Source organism: Pseudomonas sp. IT-P395 (assembly GCF_949767675.1).
In the GTDB taxonomy this organism is placed as follows: domain Bacteria; phylum Pseudomonadota; class Gammaproteobacteria; order Pseudomonadales; family Pseudomonadaceae; genus Aquipseudomonas.
The window spans coordinates 579,855-600,056 of sequence record NZ_CATKPW010000011.1 but is presented as its reverse complement, the minus strand read 5'-3'; the positions used below and the strand labels follow the sequence as shown (position 1 = coordinate 600,056).

Below are 20,202 nucleotides of genomic sequence, written 5' to 3'. Positions count from 1 at the left end.
GCTATGACCAATCCGGCCTTTACCCCCGACATCGACGCGATCCGCAGCATTGAAGCTGTTCCGGTCATCCTGAGCATGGTCAAGCACCTCACGGGCATGCGTTTCGCTGCGGTAGCGCGGGTCACCGAAAGCAACTGGGTGGCGTGCGCCGTCGATGATTCTATTGATTTCGGGCTCAAACCCGGTGGCGAGCTGGTACTTGAATCGACTATCTGCCACGAGATCCGCCAGCATCAACAACCGGTGATTTTCGGGCACGCCAGTGCGCACCCGGTCTTTTCGCTGCACCACACGCCGAAAACCTATGGCCTGGAAAGCTACATCTCCATTCCCATCGTCAAAGCCAATGGCGACTTCTTCGGCACTCTGTGCGCTATCGACTCGGTCCCGGCCAATATCGACGAACCGGCCATTACCAAAACACTGACCTTGTTCGCTCAATTGATCGCCATGAACCTGGACACGCAACGCCATCTGGAAGCGACCCAAATCGAGCTGGACAACGCCAATGAACTCGGGCGCCTGCGCGAGCAATTCATCGCCGTACTCGGCCACGACTTGCGCACACCACTGAGCGCCGTGCGCATGAGCGCCGACCTGCTGCAAAGCAAAACCGAAGACAAGCGCTCGCTCAACCTGATTGCGGCGATCCGCAATAGCTCGGTGCGCATGGGCGTGCTGATCGAAAACATCCTTGACTTTGCCCGAGGACGCCTGGGCGGCGGGATTCCGGTGCAGCGCAAGCTGGTGGACGACTTGCAGCACACCCTGCAATTGACCCTTGCCGAGGTTCAGGGGTCCCATCCGCAGGCGAAATTCGTTCATGAACTGGATGTGCCGGCAGGCGTCTATTGCGATGCGCTACGGATCAGCCAATTGCTTTCCAATCTGCTGGGCAATGCGGTTACCCACGGCTCGAACAGCACACCGATCGTCCTCACTGCTTGTGCAGAAAACGACGAGATCGTGATTTCCCTGACCAATCAGGGCACGCCGATTTCAGCGCAGCTGATGCCACTGCTGTTCGAACCGTTTTCCCGCGCCGAAGCCGGGCAACGTTGCGAAGGTCTGGGGCTGGGTCTGTACATCGCCTCGCAGATAGCGACGGCGCACAACGGCACCTTGAGCGTGACCTCAAGCGCCGAGTTGGGAACCTGCTTCGTGGCGAGATTCCCGGCCCGGTTCAAATGGGTTTAAGCCGCCTGCCGCCGCATCGCCAGAATCGCCGCGCCAAACCCGATAAAGGTCGAACCGACCACACGACTGACCCAACGGGACAACGCCGGCCGGGTCAGCACGCCCTTGGCGCGGGAAGCCAACGCGGCGTACAAGCTCAGTGAAGACACCGACAACGCCATGAAGATCGAAGTCAGGACCAGAAACTGCGGCAACAGCGCGGCGCCCTGATCAATGAACTGCGGAAACAATGCGGTAAAAAACATCGTCGCCTTGGGATTGGTCACCGCCGTCAGGAACGCCGACTTGTACAACTTGCCGCGAGTCGGCCGCACCATGCTCGCCTCCGCCTCGACACCCTCCGGCAGCATCGGGCCCTTTTTGAACAGCTGCTTGACCCCGAGGTAGAACAAATACCCGGCCCCGATGATCTTCACTGCGTTAAACAGAATTTCCGAACTGGCCAACAACGCCCCCAGCCCCAACATCGCCGCTGCCGACAGACAGAACAGACCGCTGGCATTACCCAGCGACGACCAGATCGTGCTGCGCTGCCCATGCGCGAGACTGTTATTGATCGCCATCAGCGTCGCCGGCCCGGGGCTGGCGATAGCGATGGCAGCGACCAGAGTGAAGGTCAATATCGAGTGAGAATCCATTTTCGCTGCTCGCCTAAGTGAAGTCGCCGCATGTTACAGCAACCTGCTGCATAGCCCAGATCAAAAGCCCCTCACCCTAGCCCTCTCCCAAAGGGAGAGGGGACTGACGATGGTGTTTGGGAGAGTTACGCCGACGTGCGATACCGCGTTGAACTCAGGCTGTGAAAAGCCCACAGATCGGCCCCCTCTCCCTCGGGAGAGGGCTGGGCGGGCGGCGTTCCGATGAGCGGAAGCACCACCACAAATCCAAAGCCGTCCACGCCCCCCACTCTTCACCACTCAATAGGCCGAGTGTCAGCTCGCCTGCTCTTGATCTTGATCCACAGGCGACGTCGGAAGGCTGAGCGGAGGGATTGATCCGGGCGTGGGAGCGCAGCGACCGTTTGGCGCAGCCAAACACAGCGGGAGTAGGTGCAGCGAAGCAAACCGGAGACGCTGCGCCCGGATCGATCCCGCAGCGAAGGAACCCCGAGCCCCAGCGAGCGGGCCGCACGCAGAAGCAAGCGTTTTTTGCTTACTTTTTTTGGCGTTTGAAAAAAAGTGAGTCGCCGTAAGGGCGAAACCGTAATAAGCCATCACCGCAGCAACGGATATTCACAAAGAACACCCCGAGCATGGTCGGCCCAAAGGCCGCCAAGCCCAAACAAAAAAAAGCCCCGCAGCCACATAAAGGCGCGAGGCAAAAAATTGGTTGGTTGCGGCCAACCAAAGGAGCTCAGTCAAATCCGTACAAAAGCGAAAATCAGATGCAATCCTGCGCAGCCCGCTCAAAACTCGAAGGCAAAAGATTCGAAGCCAACAAATGCCGCTCGTAAATAAACACCTTGCCGCCATTACCCGCCTTGTACGCCTCAAGCACGTTGTCAGCAGAAATCTTGCTCGGCACCACAATCCGGTAACTACGCTGAGTCTGCGAAACCGTCGGGTTCAACGCACTGCCCTGCAACTTCGGCACAACACAATCGGCGTACTGCGCAGGCGTCTTGCTGGTCTGCAAAGTAAGGCTCGGGTTATTCGGCGCCGAAGCACAACCGGCGAGCAACAAAGAAGCAAAGGCCAAAGCAGGCACAAATAAAAGACGCATCGGTGTCATCCTGAAAATAAAGGTTCGGTTCAACCGGCAACGGTTCAGCCTCACGGAGCCGCCGTCGCCATTTATGTTTTAAGTGATCAGCTCGACGCCACCAGCGCCTTGAGCGACACATCGAATTGCTTCAAGGCGTTGAGTTGCAAGTCACGCTGCTTGTCGATTTGTGCAGCAATGACCGGTGCCGCCTGGTTATGCACCCACACCGAGGGCAGCTGTTTCTCAACGGCGCCTTCAGCCTTGCCGATGTATTGCAGGTCGGTGTCGTAGAAGCGTGCGGTGAAACGCGCTTCGACCAGGCTGTTTTGCTGCGTCAGCAAACGATTGAAGGTGTCGAGTTTCACCACGATGTCCGGATGCGCCTGTACCAACGCATCAAGGTTGTCGTAAACGGTCACGGACAAGAACTGCTGTTGCAGCGAACTTACCAGCCAGTCGATGGCCAATTCCGGATCGGAACTGCTGACAAAGGCTTCACGAATCCGCGAATCCAGCGCACCTTTCGCACCGTTGACCGCCATGTCGTGGTAACGCCCAAGGTATTGCAGGTTGTCCAGCGTGTTCTCACTGAGCAACACGCCCACGGTCTGCGAATGCTGCAACGTCGCGCTGCTGCCGGTGATGGTCTGGAAGTGACACGACCCGGTGTCGGCTGCGTAAGTCGGTGCTGTGAACAGTGCGCCGCCTGCCAGCAGGGCGACCAAAGCCAGTCGGGTCATAGTCTTCATCGCGCAGATTCCTTGAGCGGCGTGTTCGATGGAGGCGATTTTCCGCCGATTGCCGCCAAAGCAGAACTTGCGTTTCTTGATGGTCACTATTACTTCTAGCAATAGTTGCGCGACGTGCAGACTGATACACACTCAATCACAACGAGAAAAACATGAAATGAGGAGTTCGCCTTGAGAACGTTTGACCTGATCCGTGACGCCGTTCTGCCCGATTTCCGCGAGCGCGTGGCCGAGTATCTGGTTCAGTACGAAAGCGTATTGCTGAACAAAGACGCGACCGACCGGCAGCTCATCAAAGACACCGCTAACCAGTTGCGCGGCTACCTGCGCGGGCTCAACACCACGCGGGTGCTGGGTATGGCGTATTGGGAAGAACTGGATCGTCGAGTCGTCGACACTTGGCTCACGCCCGAGCAATGACCGATCGGCACGGTGATCAGGGCGGCGGTCAGCAACCGCGCCCTCCCCGCTGCCAATGGTCTGCGCGGCAACACGACCGCTGCGAAAAAGCCGCCCGAACGCTTACAATCGCCGGTCTCACCGCCAATCAGACAGGCTCATCCAGAAATGCCGCTCGACCCACCTACGATGCTGACCATTTCCATCGCCCTCGCAGCCGCCGCCGCGCTGTATCTGGCGATCGAGTGGCGCAGCATTCGTGAGCCTTCGCTACTGTTCTGGAGCGCCGGTTTCGCCACCATCACCGTCGGTTCCACCCTGGCTTTGCTGCGCAGCAGCGGCTTTTTGCTGATCGGCATCTGGTTCGCCAACGGCCTGCTGGTGACCGCACATTTCCTGTTCCTGCTTGGCGTGGCACGCTTTACCCAGATACGCCTTTCGCCGGCCTGGTATCTGATCTTCGCCACTTGGCTGGTCATGCTGTTGTTGCCGGACGGGCCGCTGTGGTCGAAGGTCATGCTGGCGGCCAATTCGCTGCTGGTGGCGCTGTCGACCCTCAAGGCCAGTTCACTGCTGCGCCCCCACGGCAAGTCGCTGAGCGTCGGTGCGGTGCAGTTGCGTTACGTCCTGCTCGGTCACGGGATCTTCTACGTGGCCAAAGCCCTGACCGTGGTGATCCCCGGCACGTTGATCGATCTGGCGGCGTTTCGGGGCGAGATCATTCAGATTTCCCTGGTCGAGGGTGCGATGGCAATCATGTTGATCGCCCTGTCGATGACCGGCACCGAACGTTACCGTCGGGAAAAACAGATCGCCCGCCTCGCCGAGCGCGACCCGCTGACGGCCCTGTACAACCGCCGCGCCCTGGAAAAACGCGCACCGCGCTTGCTCGAACACGTATCGCCGGAGCATCCCGGCGCCCTGCTGCTGATCGACATCGACAATTTCAAACTGGTCAACGACCAGTACGGCCATACCGCCGGGGATCGTTTGCTGATCGCACTGAGCGAAATGATCCGCTCGGTGCTGCCGCGCAATGCGCTGACAGCGCGCCTGGGCGGTGACGAGTTTGTCATCCTGCTCAACAGCGCTTCGGGCGAGCGCGTCATGGAACTGGGCAACACACTGCGCGAGCAGTTTCTGAGCACCACTTCACAGACATTCCCCACTACTGCCGCCGTGACCCTGAGCATCGGCGCCAGCCTGTTCGACAAACCGCCAGCCAACCTCACCGCGCTGATCGAGCAAGGCGACGCCGCCCTCTACGAATCGAAACGCGGCGGGCGCAATCGCTTGCGCCTGACCGGACTCACCACGCCAGGATAATAAAAACCATGTCCAGCCTCGATACTCCTCTGCAAGACCTCGCCGCGCCCGAAGGCGTCTGCTACGGCTGCGGCGGCCGCAACCCGCACGGCCTCCACGTCAAAAGCCATTGGCATGAAGACGGCGTGCACGTCATTGCCGAACACCTGCCGGAGGCCAAATACTGCGGCTGGCCGGATCTGGTCTACGGCGGGCTGATCGCGATGCTGGTCGACTGCCATTCCAACTGGACGGCGATGGCGTATCACTACCGCGCGGAAAACCGCGAGCCTGGCAGCCTGCCGCGTATCGACTGCGTCACCGGCAACCTTGGGATCAAATTCATCAAACCGACACCGATGGGCGTGCCGCTGACTCTGCGCGCGAAAGTCGAGGGTGACGTCGGGCGCAAGACCCGGGTGATCTGTGAGGTGTTTGCCGGGGACGTGTTGACGGCGGTGGGTGACTCGGTGTTTGTGCGAGTGGATACCGAGCTGCTGGCGAATGCGGCGCATGGTCGTTAAGCGTTAGAAGACCGTTTGAGCACCGCAGTCGAGACCCGTGGCACGATCATCCTTTCGATCAGCGCCACGACCTCTTTAGCGCCATAGCAGCGGAATTTGACGCTACCAGCGTCGGTGTCCAGACGGATGATCTTGGTGAAGAATCCACCTTCGTTGGCGACAGCGCGGATCATACCGATCGGAATCTCGATGTCTAACGTACCGTCCTGAACCATGCGATTCAAGGCGTTGGCATTGAGGTGAACCGCCGTTTTGGTCAGCACCATCTTCCCACCGACCCACAGACCGCCATAGGCTTGCTTGAACGACTCCATGACCCCGGCCACCACGTCGACATTGCCGGCGCCAACAGCATCGTAAAACTCACCCACCTCCTCGTAATTCACCTCGACATCAGCTACCAGAAAGTTGACCAGTTTGGACTTTACAATCTTTTCCGACATTTACACTTCTCCCTGATTTTAAATCATCGTCCGTGACTTCAGACGCTCGTGGCAAATTCTAGCACTTGGCCACTACTCATCTATAAGACATTCACACGATTCAAGACTTGCAGGTAAAAAAAGCACCCGAGGGTGCTTTTGTTCTAGCGCAGATATCAGCGCGACAAAGCCGTCACATTCGCCCGCGCTGTGTGCAACTTCTTATAGCTTTCGATCAAGCGCAAATGCCGATCCAGCCCTTCCAGCTTCATGCTGGTCGGCGTCAGGCCATAGAAGCGCACGCTGCCATTGACCGAGCCAATCGCCGCGTCCATGCGCTCGTCACCGAACATCCGGCGGAAGTTGGCTTCGTAGTCTTCCAGCTCGAGGTCTTCGTCGAGTTCCATCTCCAGCACCACGTTGACCGCTTGATAGAACAAGCCGCGCTCAATGGTGTTGTCGTTGTACTGCAGGAACGCTTCGACCAGATCCTTGGCCTGTTCGTACTTCTGCAGGGCGAGGCAGATCAGCAGGCGCAGTTCCAGAATGGTCAGCTTGCCCCACGGCGTGTTGTCGTCGAACTCGACGCCGATCAGCGTGGTGATCTCGGTGTAATCGTCCTGCTCGCTGTTTTCCAGGCCTTGGGCGAGGTTGCGCAGGCCGACCTTGCTGAGGTTGTGCAGGTTGAGGATGTCGGCGCGAAATTGCAGGGCTTTGTTGGTGTTGTCCCAGATCAGGTCTTCGACCGGGTAGATCTCCGAGTAGTCCGGCACGAGGATGCGGCAAGCCTTGGCGCCGATGTGCTCATAGACCGCCATGTAGACTTCTTTGCCCATGTCTTCGAGGATGCCGAACAGCGTTGCGGCTTCTTCGGCGTTGGAGTTTTCACCCTGGCCTGAGAAGTCCCACTCGACGAATTCGAAATCTGGTTTGGCACTGAAGAAGCGCCACGAAACCACTCCGCTGGAATCGATAAAGTGCTCGACGAAGTTGTTCGGTTCAGTGACGGCCTGACCGGAGAACGTCGGCTGCGGCAGATCGTTGAGGCCTTCGAAACTGCGGCCCTGCAGCAGTTCGGTGAGGCTGCGTTCCAGCGCCACTTCCAGGCTCGGGTGGGCGCCGAACGAAGCAAATACGCCGCCGGTGCGCGGGTTCATCAGGGTCACGCACATCACCGGGAACTCACCGCCCAGCGACGCGTCCTTGACCAGCACCGGGAAGCCCTGCTCTTCCAGGCCTTTGATGCCGGCGAGGATGCTCGGGTATTTCTCCAGTACTTCTTGCGGCACGTCCGGCAGGGCCATTTCGCCTTCGAGGATTTCGCGCTTGACCGCGCGCTCGAAGATCTCCGACAGGCACTGTACCTGCGCTTCGGCGAGGGTGTTGCCGGCGCTCATGCCGTTGCTGAGGTAGAGGTTTTCGATCAGGTTGGACGGGAAGTACACCACTTCATTGTCCGACTGGCGCACAAACGGCAGCGAGCAGATGCCGCGCTGGGTGTTGCCGGAGTTGGTGTCGAACAGGTTCGAGCCACGCAATTCGCCGTCACGGTCGTAAATCTTCCGGGTGTATTCGTCGAGGATCTCGCTCGGCAACTCGTCTTTCGGCCCCGGCTTGAACCATTGCTCGTCCGGGTAATGGACGAATTCGGCGTTGGCGATCTCTTCGCCCCAGAACTGGTCGTTGTAGAAGAAGTTGCAGTTCAGGCGCTCGATGAACTCGCCCAGCGCCGAGGCCAGTGCGCCTTCTTTGGTCGCGCCCTTGCCGTTGGTGAAGCACATCGGCGAATGCGCATCGCGGATATGCAGCGACCAGACGTTGGGCACGATGTTGCGCCACGAAGCGATCTCGATCTTCATCCCGAGGTCGGCGAGAATGCCCGACATGTTGGCGATGGTCTGCTCCAGCGGCAGGTCCTTGCCGGCGATGAAAGTACCTGCGTCCGAACCAGCCACCGGCATCAACAGCGCTTGGGCATCGGCATCGAGGTTCTCGACTTCTTCGATGATGAATTCCGGCCCGGTCTGCACGACCTTCTTCACCGTGCAGCGGTCGATGGAACGCAGGATGCCCAAACGATCTTTCTCGGAGATATCCGCGGGCAACTCGACCTGGATCTTGAAGATCTGGTTGTAGCGGTTTTCCGGGTCGACGATGTTGTTCTGCGACAGACGAATGTTTTCCGTGGGGATGTTGCGCGTGTCGCAGTACAACTTCACAAAGTACGCCGCACACAACGCCGACGACGCCAGAAAGTAATCGAACGGCCCCGGTGCCGAACCATCGCCCTTGTAGCGAATGGGCTGATCGGCGATCACCGTGAAGTCGTCGAACTTGGCTTCAAGTCGAAGGTTGTCGAGAAAGTTGACCTTGATTTCCATGCAGGATTACCAGAATACGGCTAAACGAATGGGCGCCATTATCCGGTTTTTGCGCGGGAAGTCTTGCCCTTTCGGGAATCGCCGCTGATCGGCGCGCTGCACTCGGGGAGGCAAATCACGCGGGCTTCACTACGCTTTCAATGCAGTCGCCGAGAAGAATCTGAACATTGCGCCCGCGCCGTGGTTCTAGATTCAGAAGACAGCGGATCAAGGACGAGCACATGGACCTTTCCAGCTATGCAGCCCCGCTTCCACCGCGCCAGAGCGCCGTCACCCGCCGCCTGGCCTTCGCGGTCGGTGCGCTGTTTGTCAGCGGCGTGATTGCGGCGGCGGTCGCTTTGCTGGGTATCGCCGAGCGCCTGGACAGCGAAGAGGTCAACAAAACCCGCTTTTACTCGGCTCGCGCGCTGGAAAACCGCATCACTGCCTCGAAAAACTACATCACCAGCTACGCCTACTGGACCACCGCCTACGAGCATTTGAGCGGTCAGGTCGACACCGACTGGGCCTACACCGAGCAGAACCTCGGCAAGACCCTGTTCACCAGTGACGGCTATGACGGCGTGTTCGTCCTCAACCGCGAAGGCACCCGTTACGCGGTGGTGCGCGGGCAAATGGTCGATGCCGAGCTGTCCGCGTTCGTTCAGGTGAGCGCCACGGAATTACTGGATCAAGTGTTGGGCCAAGGTGACCTGACCAAGCCAGTCAGTCGCTATTCACTGTTCGAAGGCTGGCCGGCGCTGGTGTCGACGGCAGCGATCATTCCCAACGATGAGCGACCACTCGGCGATCCGCAGACTTCTTCGGTGCTGGTGTTCGTCGACAAACTCACGCCGACCAAATTGCGCCTGATCGGCAGCGGTTACGGCTTGAATAACCTGACCCTGGCACTGGACGATACGCTCGACCCGAACCGCCCTCGCGTGCCGCTGGACAGCACCGGTTACAGCCTGATCGCTGATCTGGAACGGCCCGGACAACATTTACTGTGGTCATTGCTGCCGCCACTCGGCGCGACGATTGTGGTGCTGATGCTGCTGACCGCGTACTTCTTCCGCCATGCCTTGCGTTCATCGCAGTACGTCGACCAAAGTTTTGCCGTCATGCAAACCTCCAATCAAGCACTGGAAAACGCCAACCGGGAGCTGGAAGCCAGTGAAGAACGCTTTCGCGCCGTGGCTGAAGCCGCGTCCGACTGGATCTGGGAAGTCGACCGCAACCTGGCGCTGACGTACCTGTCGGCGCGCTTCAGCGAAGTGACCGGCTACCCGCAAACCCTGTGGCTGGGGCAGGACATCGGCCACCTGTTGAGTTGCGACACCACGCCGCTGGAACTGTGGCTGAGAAAACTGACCGAGGAGAACAGCGCGAGTGACTTGCGTTGCACCTACCGTGACCACTCCGGCCAGACGCGCCACTGTCGGTTGTCCGCCCGGCCAATCTTCGACAAACACGCGGTCATCGGCTATCGCGGCACTGCCAGCGACATCACCGACGAGGTCGCCGCCCATGCGCAGATCCAGCATCTATCGATGCACGATGCCCTCACCGGACTGCCCAACCGCAACAAACTCGCACGTTATCTGGATGAGGCGCTGCTGCTCAAGGAGCACGCGCCGCCGCTGTCGCTGCTGATGATCGACCTCGACAACTTCAAACCGATCAACGATTCGCTTGGCCACCCGGCCGGTGATGCCGTGCTGCAGGAAGTCGCCGTGCGCCTGCGTGAATGCACCCGCGAACACGACATCGTCGCGCGACTGGGCGGCGACGAATTCATCGTCGTGCTCAATGGCATGGACAGTCAGCATGAGATCGACAAATTCTGCACCCGCCTGATCGGCAGCCTGCATCAACCGATAGTCTTCGAACATCACCCGCTGCACATCGGCGCCAGCATCGGCATTTCGCTCAGTCGCCGCCACGGCTATGTGCCCAGCGACCTGATCCGTTATGCCGACATCGCTCTCTATCAAGCCAAATCCGAGGGCAAAAACACCTGGTGCTATTTCGAAGCGCACATGAGCGATCAGATCCAGACGCGCCGGCAACTGGAGGATGACCTGCGCCACGCGCTCAAGCACAACGAATTCATCCTGCACTATCAGCCGCGCTATAAGGTCGATGGCAAACACATCGTTTCGGTCGAAGCGCTGGTGCGCTGGCAACACCCCAGCAAAGGCCTGCTTGGTCCGGACCTGTTCATCCCGCTGGCGGAACAGACCGATCTGATTGTCCCGCTCGGTCGCTGGGTGCTGCGCGAAGCTTGCGAAACCGCATTGGGTTGGCCGGAAGACATTATGCTGTCGGTCAATCTGTCACCCGCGCAGTTTGCCGTCAGCGATGTGGTCGAGGATGTTCGCGAGGTGTTGGTGCAAACCCGTTTTCCAGCGAGTCGCCTGGAACTGGAAATCACCGAGAACGTGATGCTCAACGACACCGACGGCGCCCTGACCACTATGAATGCCCTGAAGGAATTGGGTGTACGCCTGAACATGGACGACTTCGGCACCGGTTACTCATCGCTCGGTTACCTGCGTGCCTATCCGTTTGACGGGATCAAGATCGACAAGCGCTTCATCGCCTCGATCAGCAGCGGCACCAACGATCGCGCGGTGGTGCAGGCGATCATCGGGCTGGGTAAAGCCATGGGCCTGACCGTGACCGCCGAAGGCGTCGAGACTGAAGAGCAGCTGGATATTCTCGGGGTCGACCAATGCAATGAAGTGCAGGGTTACTTCATGAGTCGGCCGATCGACAAAATCGCGTTTGCGCGGCTACTGCACGATTCCAGGGGCGCACAGTTGAAGTCGAAGAAAGGTCGCGTGACCTGAAGGACTTAACCGTTTGTTCGCCCCAAATCAGCGGTAAACACATTACCTGCATCGCGAACTAACTGCCGCCACTCGGCGCTGGTGATCAACCCCTGCTCCTCCATCTCATCGGCTGCCTTGAGCAGTTCGTCGTACTGTTCTTCCGGATCCAGTCGCATCTGCGATTGCGTCGCCAATTTTCGCCATGCCGCCAGTTTTTCTTGTTTGCGCTGATTGAACATCAGGGAATGATCTCGTGAAGGGCTTCCTTGATAGAAAGAAACGGGATCAAAGGGGTTCAGCGCAGTCGACGGATGGACTGTTTGCTTCTAAAGGGCTTTGCCGATCAACAATGATGGATACACCACCGAATACTGTGGGATTGAGCCTGCTCGCGAAAGCGGTGTGTCAGGCAACACATCCGCCACAGACAATCCGCTATCGCGAGCAGGCTCACTCCTACAGGGATTTGTGCTGGTCAGTTCCCCTGTGTCTGACGCAATTCGTCAGAACTTTTCCGCTACGCGTTTATACGGATAATCCGGATCGCGGTACTTGCCCGGCTTCTGCCGCTTGGGCAACTCGACCTTCTCGCGCTTCACATCCTCATACGGAATGCGGCTGAGCACATCGGTGATGATGTTCAGCCGGGCACGGCGCTTGTCGTTGGAGTCGGCCACCAGCCATGGCGCGTGTTCGGTGTCGGAGTGCTTGAACATTTCGTCCCGCGCCCGTGAGTAGTCGTACCAGCGGCTGTAGGATTTCAGGTCCATCGGTGTCAGTTTCCAGGTCTTTCGCCCGTCGTTGATCCGCGCCTCAAGCCGGCGGGTCTGCTCTTCGGGGCTGACTTCCAGCCAATACTTGAGCAGGATCACCCCGGACTGGACGATAGCGTGCTCGACCCAGGGAATCGATTTGAGGAACTTGTCGGCCTGCTCATCGGTGCAAAAGCCCATCACCCGCTCGACGCCGGCGCGGTTGTACCAACTGCGATCGAAAATCACCACTTCGCCTGCCGCCGGTAGATACGGCAGATAACGCTGCACATGCATCTGGCTTTTCTCGCGATCGGTCGGCGCCGGCAGCGCCACCACGCGAAAGACTCGCGGGCTGACACGTTCGGTCAATGCCTTGATGGTCCCGCCCTTGCCAGCGCCATCGCGGCCTTCGAAAACGATGCAGACCTTGACGCCTTTGGCGATCACCCATTCCTGCAACTTGACCAGTTCGACGTGCAGTTTGCGCAACTGCTCAAGGTAATCCTTGTTCTTCAGCTTCGGACTTTCAGGCGCCGTGGCGGCCTTCTTTTTACCTTTTGCCATGACCTTGGCCTCTCTCCAATAAATGCAGAAACAGAGTGTTGATTGACGGGACAAACCAGACACGTGAGGTTAGTTCATGCCGTGCTGATTGCCATTGCCGGACAAAAAGCCAAATTGCCATGTGTTTCCTTCGTTCTTTATTGCGTCGCACTGTTCATTGCCCTGCCCTTGTCTGCCTGGAGTTTTCTCGATGTCCGCGTCCAAATCCCTGCCCACCGCCCTGCTCGGCCTGGCGCTCGCCTGCCCGGCGATGGCCGAGACTCAAGGTCTGGAATTGGGGCAAGTGCTGATTTCGGCCGACGAGCAAAGCGCTTCAGACGCGAGCGTCGAAGAAGCCAAAACCCGTCTGGAACAAGTGCCCGGCGGCACCAACGTGGTCGACATGCGTCAGCCATTGCAGGGCCGTGTGGCGAGCAATCAGGATGTGCTTGCGTATCAGCCCGGGGTTTATGCGCAGTCGGCGGGCAACGAAGGCGTGAAGATTTCCGTACGCGGTTCGGGCATCAATCGCGCGCCGGGCGCCCATGCGTCGGGGCTGTACACCCTGCTCGACGGCCTGCCGCTGACCGGACCGGGTGGCACGCCGTATGAATTGCTCGAGCCGCTGTGGGTCGAGCACGTTGAAGTACTGCGCGGCGCCAACGGTTTTGATCGCGGTTCGCTGGCACTGGGCGGCGCCATCGATTACGTCAGCCACACCGGTTACAACGCGCCAAAACTGCAAGTGCGCTACGCCACCGGCAGCCACGGCTATCAGCAGCGTCAGGTCAGTTCCGGGCAAGTGCTCGGCGATTTCGATTACTACGTGTCGCTGACCGATTCCAACGCCGATGGCTATCAGGATCACACCGCGAGCGAGAGCAAAGGCGTGATCGCCAACTTCGGCTATCGCTTCAACCCGAACCTGGAAACGCGCTTCTATTTCCGCTACCGCGAGACCGACAACGACCTCGCCGGCCGCGTGACCAAGCACTCCATCGAACACTCGCCTCGCGCGGCCAACCCGTCCTATGTGGCGCGCGACGACAGCCGCAAACAGCCGGGCAGCACCTTCATCGGCAACAAGACCACCTATTACATCGATGACGATTCGAGCATCCAGACCGGCCTCGTCTACCACGATTATCCGATGGACCTGCGCGAAGGCCCGAACCGCTTGAAAGTCGCTTACACCGACGTCAGCGGCACCTTCGACTACAAACGCCGTGACACTATTTTCGGCATGGAAAGCCGCAGCAACGTCGGCCTGCGCGTAACCAAGCACCTGCCCAACGACGGCGCCAGCGAGTTCGTACGCATCCCTTCCGGCAACACCGCCAGCTACCTGCCCGGCACTCGCATGCGTAACTTCACCTATCAGGGTTCGGACACCGTTCTGCATTTCGGCAACGACCTGGAAATTGCCGACGACCTCTGGCTGACTACGGGCCTCGCCGCCATCTACACCCGCCGCGAAAGCGCCGTGACCTACCCGCAAAGCGGCGGCAAAACCAGCATGAACGACTGGGACTACGCGCCGCGTCTCGGCCTGCGCTACCAGATCAGCCCGGACCTGCAAGTGTTCGGCAACCTCAGCCGCTCGGTCGAGGCGCCGCATCCGTGGTCGCTGATCTACAGCTCCAACGTACGCTTCCCGGCTGGTAATGGCGCCGCAACCGGCACGCAGAAAGACCCGATCAAACTGCAGAACCAGACCGCGACCACGCTGGAGCTGGGCGGTCGTGGCGACAGCGCCGTCGGCGAGTGGAGTCTGGCGTGGTACTACGCGCAGGTACGGCATGAACTGCTGTCGGTGCTGCCCGATGCCACCGCCGTCACCCCGTACGAACTCAACGCCAGCCCGACCGTGCACCAAGGCGTTGAAGCGAGCCTGAACAGCAAACTCTGGTCGGCGGCCGATGGCCGTCAGTTGAGTTTGCGTCAGGCGTATACCTTCAGTGATTTCCACTATCGCGATGATGATCGTTTCGGCGACAACCGCCTCCCCGGCCTGCCGATGCATTACTACCAGGGTGAGTTGCGTTACGACTGGCCGCAGGGGTTCTTTGCGGCGGTGAATACGCAATTGGTGTCGAAGGTGGCAGTGGATTACGCCAACAGCTATTACGCCGATCCTTACGCACTGTTCGGTGCGACGCTGGGTTACAACGCGCCGAAGGGAGACTGGCAGACGTGGGTGGATATGCGCAATTTGACCAACAAACACTACGCGGCAACGGTCACGCCGGGGTATGACGACAAAGGACTGGATGCTGCGCGGTCTACGCCGGGTGAAGGGATGGGGGTTTATGTCGGGGTGTCGTGGAGTTTGCTCTAAGTCTACGAAGGACGGGCCTGTTTATGATCGCGGTGTGTCAGGTGACTATGATGCAATGCATTCCGGCCTCTTCGCGGGCAAGCCACATTCTCACAGGTTATTGTGGGATGCCGTTATTGTGAACATGCCGAATAACCTTATGGGAGCGGGATCACCCGCGAAGACGGATGTTCATTCAGCATAAAACGATTATGCGAAGCATTGATTGCGAAGCTTAGAGGAATCAGCTGCTGACGAGAGCCAGGTACCGGCACAGATTTTTAGTACCTGGCTTCTGAGTTAGCGGCGCCTAACTCCCTTTTGGCAGCTCTTCGTCAGTACGAAGCTGCTCTCCTTCAAGCGGCGGTGTTTCAGTACGCTGTTCCTCCAGCGTTCCTGCCGTGTCATCTTTTGCACTATCAATCTTAGGTTCGCTGCTTGATGTGTTCATCGACGCGCTTAGTACATCCGGCGTCTTAGCAAGATTTTTTTGAACGTTCAATGAAGTAACGTTCGTGTTAATCGTAAGTGCCATGATGTATCTCCCTTTTCATGAATAAAACATTGGTGAAACACCATGCTCTAGCAGTTTATTCGCTTCGGATACTGTAAGAAGTAACAGGTTTTCAGACCTTTATGCGCTATACCGTATTTAGAAATGTTCTGTCCCGATAAGTGATAGCGATTCGCTGATTAGCGTTGATTGATGGCAGTCGCGGTCGAGATTACCCATCGAGAAAGTCAGACAGGGAAGTTTTCTCAAATCCAGGATTTCCACCCGTGTTTTTACTGGTTTCCCGCCCGTCCAAATTGGAGCCACCTATCAACCAGTGGCTCCCTGAAGAAACGGGCTCAACCCAGCCGCATCGACAGCTCAATATCATCCGCAAACGGCACAGACAAATAGCCGTTCTGCGGCGCCCGCACGTAGGCCAGGTACTCCGGGCAATAGTCAGTGTTGTCCGCCACCACCAGCGCCCCCGGTTTCAGGTGTTTTTCGACCAGACTCAACACGTCGCCATACAACGCCTTGGCTCCATCGAGCAGGAGCAGATCAACCGATTCCGGTAGATCCGTTGCCAGCGTCACCAGCGCATCACCTTGGCGAATCTCTACGAGATCACTGACGCCACCTTCAACAAAATGATGCCGAGCCAGTTCAATCTTCGAAGGTTCGAACTCACTGCCGATCAGCACACCGCCGCCGTTATCGCGCAGTGCCGCCGCCAAATGCAGGGTGGAGAGACCGAACGAGGTGCCGAACTCGACAATCGCCTTGGCCTTGATGTTGCGCGCCAGCATGTACAGCAGTTTGCCTGTGTCGCGGGAGACCGGCAGCCACAGGTCTTTGAGCATTTCATAGAGTTTCAGGTATTCGGTTTTGCTGTGCATCAGGCGTTCGCGTTCTTCGCCTGACACCGTTTCCAGCACCGGGCTGGTGGCGGCGCCGGCTTGGGCGTAGAGGCGTTCGATCAGGCTTGCGAGAGGTTCAGTGGTCAAGGTTGTCATGATTGCTTTCCGTCAGTCGGGAACTAGAATGCGAGCAATTCGTCGCATTTAAATGATGCGAGCGATTCGCTTCTTGCGCTATTCGCATTCCCCTCTGACGTCCGAGCTGCCGATGACCCACCGCCAGACTGCCCGTATTTCCTCACGCAAACAGCCGCAGCAGGCACGCTCCAGCGAACTGGTGGCGGCTATTCTGCAAGCGGCTATTCAGGTTTTGAGCGAGCACGGCGCCACTCGCTTTACCACCGCACGGGTCGCGGAAAAGGCTGGCGTGAGCATCGGTTCGCTGTATCAGTACTTCCCCAACAAAGCCGCAATCCTGTTCCGCTTGCAGAGCGATGAGTGGCTGCACACCACCCAGATGCTGCAGCGAATTCTGCAGGAGTTTGAACAGCCGCCACTCCAACGCCTGGGTACGCTGGTGCAGGCATTCATTCGTTCAGAGTGCGACGAAGCGCAGATGCGCGGCGCGCTGAACGACGCCGCTCCGCTCTACCGCAACGCCCCCGAGGCCCACGCAGTGCGCGCGGCCGGGCGGCAGATTTTCGCGACATTCATGGAAGAGTTACTGCCCGAGGTCGGTGAGCAGATCCGTACCGCAGCGTGCGATTTGATCCTGACCACGCTCAGTTCGGTCGGCAAGGATTTTTCCGGCAGCCCGCGTACCGAGGAGGAAATCTCGGTATGCGCCGACGGGCTGGCGGATATGTTCAGCGCCTATGTACTGGCGCTGAATGAGCGGCGTGCACCGCTCACGCGCGCTTCGGCAACTTCCAGTTCGGCCGAATGAAATGGCAGGTGTAGCCATTCGGAATGCGCTCAAGGTAATCCTGATGCTCCGGCTCCGCTTCCCAGAACGGCCCCGCCGGTTCGATCTCGGTCACCACGCGGCCCGGCCACAGTTTTGAGGCGTCGACATCGGCAGCCGTGTCTTCAGCGATGTCGCGCTGTTCTTCGCTGAGGTAGTAAATCGCCGAGCGATAGCTTCGACCGAGGTCGTTGCCCTGACGGTTTGGCGTGCTCGGGTCGTGGATCTGAAAGAAAAACTCGAGGATCTGTCGATAGCTGATCACCGTCGGATCGAAGGTGATTTCAATGGCTTCGGCGTGGTCGCCATGGTTGCGATAGGTGGCGTTCGGCACATCACCGCCGGTGTAACCGACGCGGGTTTGCAACACACCGGGATAGCGCCGCAGCAAATCCTGCATGCCCCAGAAGCAGCCGCCGGCGAGGATGGCGGTTTCGGTTTGAGTGGTCATGGCGTGTCGTTCCTCTTCGGGGTGTTGGGTATAGCGATGGTTATGAGGGCGGGTTGGCGGATTCCAAGGGGCTGAGCCAATAGAACTACTGACGCGCTGAAACCTGATTGGCTTCCTCGAGCAAAGAACCCGTAATCCTTCGGCCGCTGTAATCACTGACAAAGTAATTGATTCGTGGTCGCCCTCGAGGCCCACGCAGTGCGCGCATCCGGGCATCAGTGCCCGGCAACCGCAACCGCTCCAGCAACACGCGGCCCCGATCTGAACCCATGCACCCGCGCGCCGAAGGCAATGGCAAACCCTACGCTCACCAGCACCAACATGGCCCAGGGAAACGAGGCGACGCCCCAGCGGTCGAGCAACACCCCGCCGACCACCCCGCTGCCAGCAATCGCGCTGTTCCACGCCACCACATTCAACGACAGCGCGACATCGGCGCCGTCACCGGCGGCATCGGCCAGCGCCGTTTGCAACAGCGTCGCCGCGCCGCCAAAACTCAAACCCCACACCGCCACGCCGATGTAAATCACCTGCGGCACATGCCCCATAAATCCCAGCACCACGCAAACACCAGCGAAGGTAGCGAGGCTCACCAACACCGTTTTGCGCAACAGCGGCTCAACCAGTTTCGCGGTCAGCCAGATCCCCGCCAACGCCGCGAGACCAAACACCAACAACACCAGGTCCACTCGATCCGCCAGCCCCGCCGGCGCCACAAACGGCGCGATGTAGGTGTAGAGAATGTTGTGCGCCAGCATCCAGCTGATCACCACCGCCAACACCGGCCGCACACCCGGCGTGGTCAACACGCGGCGCAACGACAGGCGCTGATGCGCAGGCTGTGGTGGATAGTCCGGCACCTTCACCAACACCCAGACGATCAGCATCAAAGTCAGGGCCGACATCAACCCGAACGTCGTGCGCCACCCGACCAGGCCACCCAGCCAAGTGCCGAGTGGCACGCCCAGTGACAAGGCAATCGGCGTACCGACCATGGCCAGTGCCAACGCCTTTCCCTGCTGATCAGGCTCGACCATCCGCCGCGCATAACCGGCCAACAGACTCCACGCCAGACCCGCCGCAACCCCGGCGAAAAACCGCGCCACCAGCGTCACACCATAGTGCGACGACAGCGCCGTAATCGAGTTGAACAGCAGAAAACCCACGATGGTCAGCAACAACACATTGCGCCGACGCCAGCCGCGCGTGGCAATGGTCATCGGGATCACCGCCAGCACCGAGCCCAGCGCATACGCGGTAACCATCTGCCCGGCCATGGAAGGCGAAATTGCCAGACCATCGCTGATCAGCGGCAACAGCCCGGCGGGTAAGGTTTCGGTGACGATGCAGATGAATCCGGTCATGGCCAGCGCCAGCAAGGCGCCAATGGGCAGGCGTTTGGGCGCAGCCGTTAGAGTCAATGAAGGTGTCACGGGAAACTCCTTGAGTTTGGAAAGTCAGACTTGCATACCGATCGATATAAAATACTGGCGGCAGCCGAGGCACGTTGTCAACGACTTATGTATCGACTAGTATCCAAATCACTTTCCGAGGAGTTTCCGCTATGGCCAGAACCGGCCGCCCCCGCGCATTCGATCGCGACGACGCCGTCGACCAGGCTATGCAATTGTTCTGGCAACACGGCTACGATTCGACGTCCCTTTCACTGTTGAAGGCTGAACTGGGCGGCGGCATTTCCGCGCCGAGCTTCTACGCCGCGTTCGGCTCCAAAGAAGCCCTGTTCGACGAATGCGTGCAGCGCTACCTGACGACCTTCGCCCAAGTCACCGAATGCCTGTGGGACGAAACCCTGCCGCCACGCCAAGCCATCGAAACCGCCCTGCGCCAATCGGCACGCATGCAATGCGACGACGGCCACCCGAAAGGCTGCATGGTCACCCTCGGCGTCATGAGCGCGCCGAGTCCGGAAAACGCCCACGTCGCTCAAGCCCTCACCCACTCCCGCGCCCGAACCCGCGCGGGGATTGTGGCGTGTGTCGAGCGTGGTGTGAGTGAAGGATTGTTAGCGGAGGACACGAACGCCGCCGCCATGGCGACGGTGTTCGACAGTTTCCTGCAGGGGATTTCCATCCTTGCTCGGGATAACACGCCGATTGAGAGCATTGATGCGGCGATTACGCAGGTGATGCGGACTTGGGATGTGATGGCGGTGAGTGAGGCATTGGTGGAATTGCAGTAATTGAAGGGCTCGCGTAGCCGAAAACCATTCGGCTACGCGTCAGCTCATCCAACCGAAATCCAACAGCCGTAAATCCCGCTCAACTATTCCCCAACAACCTCAACATAATTCGACTCCCCGCC

Annotated in this window: 19 protein-coding genes; 8 read left to right on the top strand and 11 right to left on the bottom strand. The window is 59.0% G+C overall.

The window, feature by feature from the left end:
- Positions 1-3: 3 nt before the first annotated feature.
- Entirely contained in the window at positions 4-1,197 is a 1,194-nt protein-coding gene (locus ACM6IN_RS11265) for an ATP-binding protein (RefSeq protein ID WP_414916019.1), read from the top strand.
- Here the strand turns inward: ACM6IN_RS11265 and ACM6IN_RS11260 are convergent.
- The 3 genes from ACM6IN_RS11260 to ACM6IN_RS11250 form a co-directional block, all read right to left on the bottom strand.
- Positions 1,194-1,835, bottom strand: coding sequence for a LysE family translocator (locus ACM6IN_RS11260; RefSeq protein ID WP_414916018.1), 642 nt, complete (start codon positions 1,833-1,835; stop codon positions 1,194-1,196). The two genes, ACM6IN_RS11265 and ACM6IN_RS11260, sit on opposite strands and share 4 nt — an antisense overlap.
- 742 nt (positions 1,836-2,577) lie before the next feature.
- Positions 2,578-2,919 carry a hypothetical protein gene (locus ACM6IN_RS11255; protein ID WP_007913083.1) on the bottom strand — a complete coding sequence of 114 codons (342 nt, stop codon included), beginning with the start codon at positions 2,917-2,919 and terminating at the stop codon, positions 2,578-2,580.
- 86 nt (positions 2,920-3,005) lie between these two features.
- The gene (locus ACM6IN_RS11250; protein WP_414916017.1) at positions 3,006-3,650 is read right to left on the bottom strand and encodes an ATPase; all 645 of its coding nucleotides are present in this window, start codon (positions 3,648-3,650) and stop codon (positions 3,006-3,008) included.
- 171 nt (positions 3,651-3,821) lie between these two features.
- On the opposite strand from ACM6IN_RS11250, the gene ACM6IN_RS11245 reads away from it, so the two are divergent.
- The 3 genes from ACM6IN_RS11245 to ACM6IN_RS11235 all read left to right on the top strand — a co-directional run bounded on the left by ACM6IN_RS11245 (position 3,822) and on the right by ACM6IN_RS11235 (position 5,878).
- A complete protein-coding gene (locus ACM6IN_RS11245) occupies positions 3,822-4,070 on the top strand; it encodes a hypothetical protein (protein WP_123376844.1) in 249 nt (82 codons plus the stop codon).
- A gap of 147 nt (positions 4,071-4,217) precedes the next feature.
- On the top strand, positions 4,218-5,375 hold the full coding sequence (locus ACM6IN_RS11240) for a GGDEF domain-containing protein (RefSeq protein ID WP_414916016.1): 1,158 nt from the start codon (positions 4,218-4,220) through the stop codon (positions 5,373-5,375).
- 8 nt (positions 5,376-5,383) lie between these two features.
- On the top strand, positions 5,384-5,878 hold the full coding sequence (locus tag ACM6IN_RS11235) for a PaaI family thioesterase (RefSeq protein ID WP_123376842.1): 495 nt from the start codon (positions 5,384-5,386) through the stop codon (positions 5,876-5,878).
- Here ACM6IN_RS11235 and ACM6IN_RS11230 read toward each other — a convergent pair.
- On the bottom strand, positions 5,875-6,321 hold the full coding sequence (locus tag ACM6IN_RS11230) for a hypothetical protein (RefSeq protein WP_007913077.1): 447 nt from the start codon (positions 6,319-6,321) through the stop codon (positions 5,875-5,877). The genes ACM6IN_RS11235 and ACM6IN_RS11230 overlap by 4 nt on opposite strands.
- Positions 6,322-6,476: 155 nt before the next feature.
- Positions 6,477-8,681, bottom strand: coding sequence for an OsmC domain/YcaO domain-containing protein (locus ACM6IN_RS11225; protein ID WP_414916015.1), 2,205 nt, complete (start codon positions 8,679-8,681; stop codon positions 6,477-6,479).
- 221 nt (positions 8,682-8,902) lie between these two features.
- On the opposite strand from ACM6IN_RS11225, the gene ACM6IN_RS11220 reads away from it, so the two are divergent.
- Positions 8,903-11,515, top strand: a complete 2,613-nt coding sequence (locus ACM6IN_RS11220) for an EAL domain-containing protein (RefSeq protein WP_414916014.1) — start codon at positions 8,903-8,905, stop codon at positions 11,513-11,515.
- Positions 11,516-11,520: 5 nt separating this feature from the next.
- Here the strand turns inward: ACM6IN_RS11220 and ACM6IN_RS11215 are convergent, their stop codons facing one another.
- Positions 11,521-11,736 (bottom strand): hypothetical protein, encoded by a 216-nt coding sequence (locus ACM6IN_RS11215; protein ID WP_007913071.1) that lies wholly within the window; start codon positions 11,734-11,736, stop codon positions 11,521-11,523.
- Positions 11,737-12,000: 264 nt separating this feature from the next.
- The gene (gene ppk2, locus ACM6IN_RS11210; protein WP_007913069.1) at positions 12,001-12,816 is read right to left on the bottom strand and encodes a polyphosphate kinase 2; all 816 of its coding nucleotides are present in this window, start codon (positions 12,814-12,816) and stop codon (positions 12,001-12,003) included.
- Between the two features lie 190 nt (positions 12,817-13,006).
- Between ppk2 and ACM6IN_RS11205 the strand changes: the two genes are divergently transcribed.
- Positions 13,007-15,133 (top strand): TonB-dependent receptor family protein, encoded by a 2,127-nt coding sequence (locus tag ACM6IN_RS11205; RefSeq protein ID WP_414916013.1) that lies wholly within the window; start codon positions 13,007-13,009, stop codon positions 15,131-15,133.
- A gap of 289 nt (positions 15,134-15,422) precedes the next feature.
- On the opposite strand, the gene ACM6IN_RS11200 is transcribed toward ACM6IN_RS11205, so the two are convergent.
- Positions 15,423-15,647, bottom strand: a complete 225-nt coding sequence (locus ACM6IN_RS11200; RefSeq protein ID WP_414916095.1) for a hypothetical protein — start codon at positions 15,645-15,647, stop codon at positions 15,423-15,425.
- A gap of 317 nt (positions 15,648-15,964) precedes the next feature.
- Positions 15,965-16,621: an O-methyltransferase gene (locus tag ACM6IN_RS11195; RefSeq protein ID WP_414916012.1), complete on the bottom strand. Its 657-nt coding sequence runs from the start codon at positions 16,619-16,621 to the stop codon at positions 15,965-15,967.
- A gap of 112 nt (positions 16,622-16,733) precedes the next feature.
- Here ACM6IN_RS11195 and ACM6IN_RS11190 point away from each other — a divergent pair, with 112 nt between their 5' ends.
- Positions 16,734-17,411 carry a TetR family transcriptional regulator gene (locus tag ACM6IN_RS11190; RefSeq protein ID WP_414916011.1) on the top strand — a complete coding sequence of 226 codons (678 nt, stop codon included), beginning with the start codon at positions 16,734-16,736 and terminating at the stop codon, positions 17,409-17,411.
- Here the strand turns inward: ACM6IN_RS11190 and msrA are convergent.
- Both msrA and ACM6IN_RS11180 read right to left on the bottom strand, forming a co-directional pair.
- The gene (gene msrA / locus ACM6IN_RS11185) at positions 17,374-17,880 is read right to left on the bottom strand and encodes a peptide-methionine (S)-S-oxide reductase MsrA (RefSeq protein ID WP_414916010.1); all 507 of its coding nucleotides are present in this window, start codon (positions 17,878-17,880) and stop codon (positions 17,374-17,376) included. The two genes, ACM6IN_RS11190 and msrA, sit on opposite strands and share 38 nt — an antisense overlap.
- 215 nt (positions 17,881-18,095) lie before the next feature.
- Positions 18,096-19,313, bottom strand: a complete 1,218-nt coding sequence (locus ACM6IN_RS11180; protein WP_414916009.1) for an MFS transporter — start codon at positions 19,311-19,313, stop codon at positions 18,096-18,098.
- Positions 19,314-19,444: 131 nt separating this feature from the next.
- Here ACM6IN_RS11180 and ACM6IN_RS11175 point away from each other — a divergent pair, with 131 nt between their 5' ends.
- Positions 19,445-20,080 carry a TetR/AcrR family transcriptional regulator gene (locus ACM6IN_RS11175; protein WP_007913057.1) on the top strand — a complete coding sequence of 212 codons (636 nt, stop codon included), beginning with the start codon at positions 19,445-19,447 and terminating at the stop codon, positions 20,078-20,080.
- Positions 20,081-20,202: the final 122 nt, after the last annotated feature.

Excerpts from the sequence above, each read along its gene's own strand:
- ACM6IN_RS11205 (WP_414916013.1), top strand. The coding sequence starts at position 13,007 with ATGTCCGCGTCCAAATCCCTGCCCACCGCCCTGCTCGGCCTGGCGCTC.
- ACM6IN_RS11260 (WP_414916018.1), bottom strand. The coding sequence starts at position 1,835 with ATGGATTCTCACTCGATATTGACCTTCACTCTGGTCGCTGCCATCGCT.
- ACM6IN_RS11250 (WP_414916017.1), bottom strand. The coding sequence starts at position 3,650 with ATGAAGACTATGACCCGACTGGCTTTGGTCGCCCTGCTGGCAGGCGGC.
- ACM6IN_RS11255 (WP_007913083.1), bottom strand. The coding sequence starts at position 2,919 with ATGCGTCTTTTATTTGTGCCTGCTTTGGCCTTTGCTTCTTTGTTGCTC.
- ACM6IN_RS11195 (WP_414916012.1), bottom strand. The coding sequence starts at position 16,621 with ATGACAACCTTGACCACTGAACCTCTCGCAAGCCTGATCGAACGCCTC.
- ACM6IN_RS11230 (WP_007913077.1), bottom strand. The coding sequence starts at position 6,321 with ATGTCGGAAAAGATTGTAAAGTCCAAACTGGTCAACTTTCTGGTAGCT.
- ACM6IN_RS11225 (WP_414916015.1), bottom strand. The coding sequence starts at position 8,681 with ATGGAAATCAAGGTCAACTTTCTCGACAACCTTCGACTTGAAGCCAAG.
- ACM6IN_RS11175 (WP_007913057.1), top strand. The coding sequence starts at position 19,445 with ATGGCCAGAACCGGCCGCCCCCGCGCATTCGATCGCGACGACGCCGTC.
- ACM6IN_RS11240 (WP_414916016.1), top strand. The coding sequence starts at position 4,218 with ATGCCGCTCGACCCACCTACGATGCTGACCATTTCCATCGCCCTCGCA.
- msrA (WP_414916010.1), bottom strand. The coding sequence starts at position 17,880 with ATGACCACTCAAACCGAAACCGCCATCCTCGCCGGCGGCTGCTTCTGG.
- ACM6IN_RS11215 (WP_007913071.1), bottom strand. The coding sequence starts at position 11,736 with ATGTTCAATCAGCGCAAACAAGAAAAACTGGCGGCATGGCGAAAATTG.
- ACM6IN_RS11265 (WP_414916019.1), top strand. The coding sequence starts at position 4 with ATGACCAATCCGGCCTTTACCCCCGACATCGACGCGATCCGCAGCATT.
- ppk2 (WP_007913069.1), bottom strand. The coding sequence starts at position 12,816 with ATGGCAAAAGGTAAAAAGAAGGCCGCCACGGCGCCTGAAAGTCCGAAG.
- ACM6IN_RS11190 (WP_414916011.1), top strand. The coding sequence starts at position 16,734 with ATGACCCACCGCCAGACTGCCCGTATTTCCTCACGCAAACAGCCGCAG.
- ACM6IN_RS11235 (WP_123376842.1), top strand. The coding sequence starts at position 5,384 with ATGTCCAGCCTCGATACTCCTCTGCAAGACCTCGCCGCGCCCGAAGGC.
- ACM6IN_RS11200 (WP_414916095.1), bottom strand. The coding sequence starts at position 15,647 with ATGGCACTTACGATTAACACGAACGTTACTTCATTGAACGTTCAAAAA.
- ACM6IN_RS11220 (WP_414916014.1), top strand. The coding sequence starts at position 8,903 with ATGGACCTTTCCAGCTATGCAGCCCCGCTTCCACCGCGCCAGAGCGCC.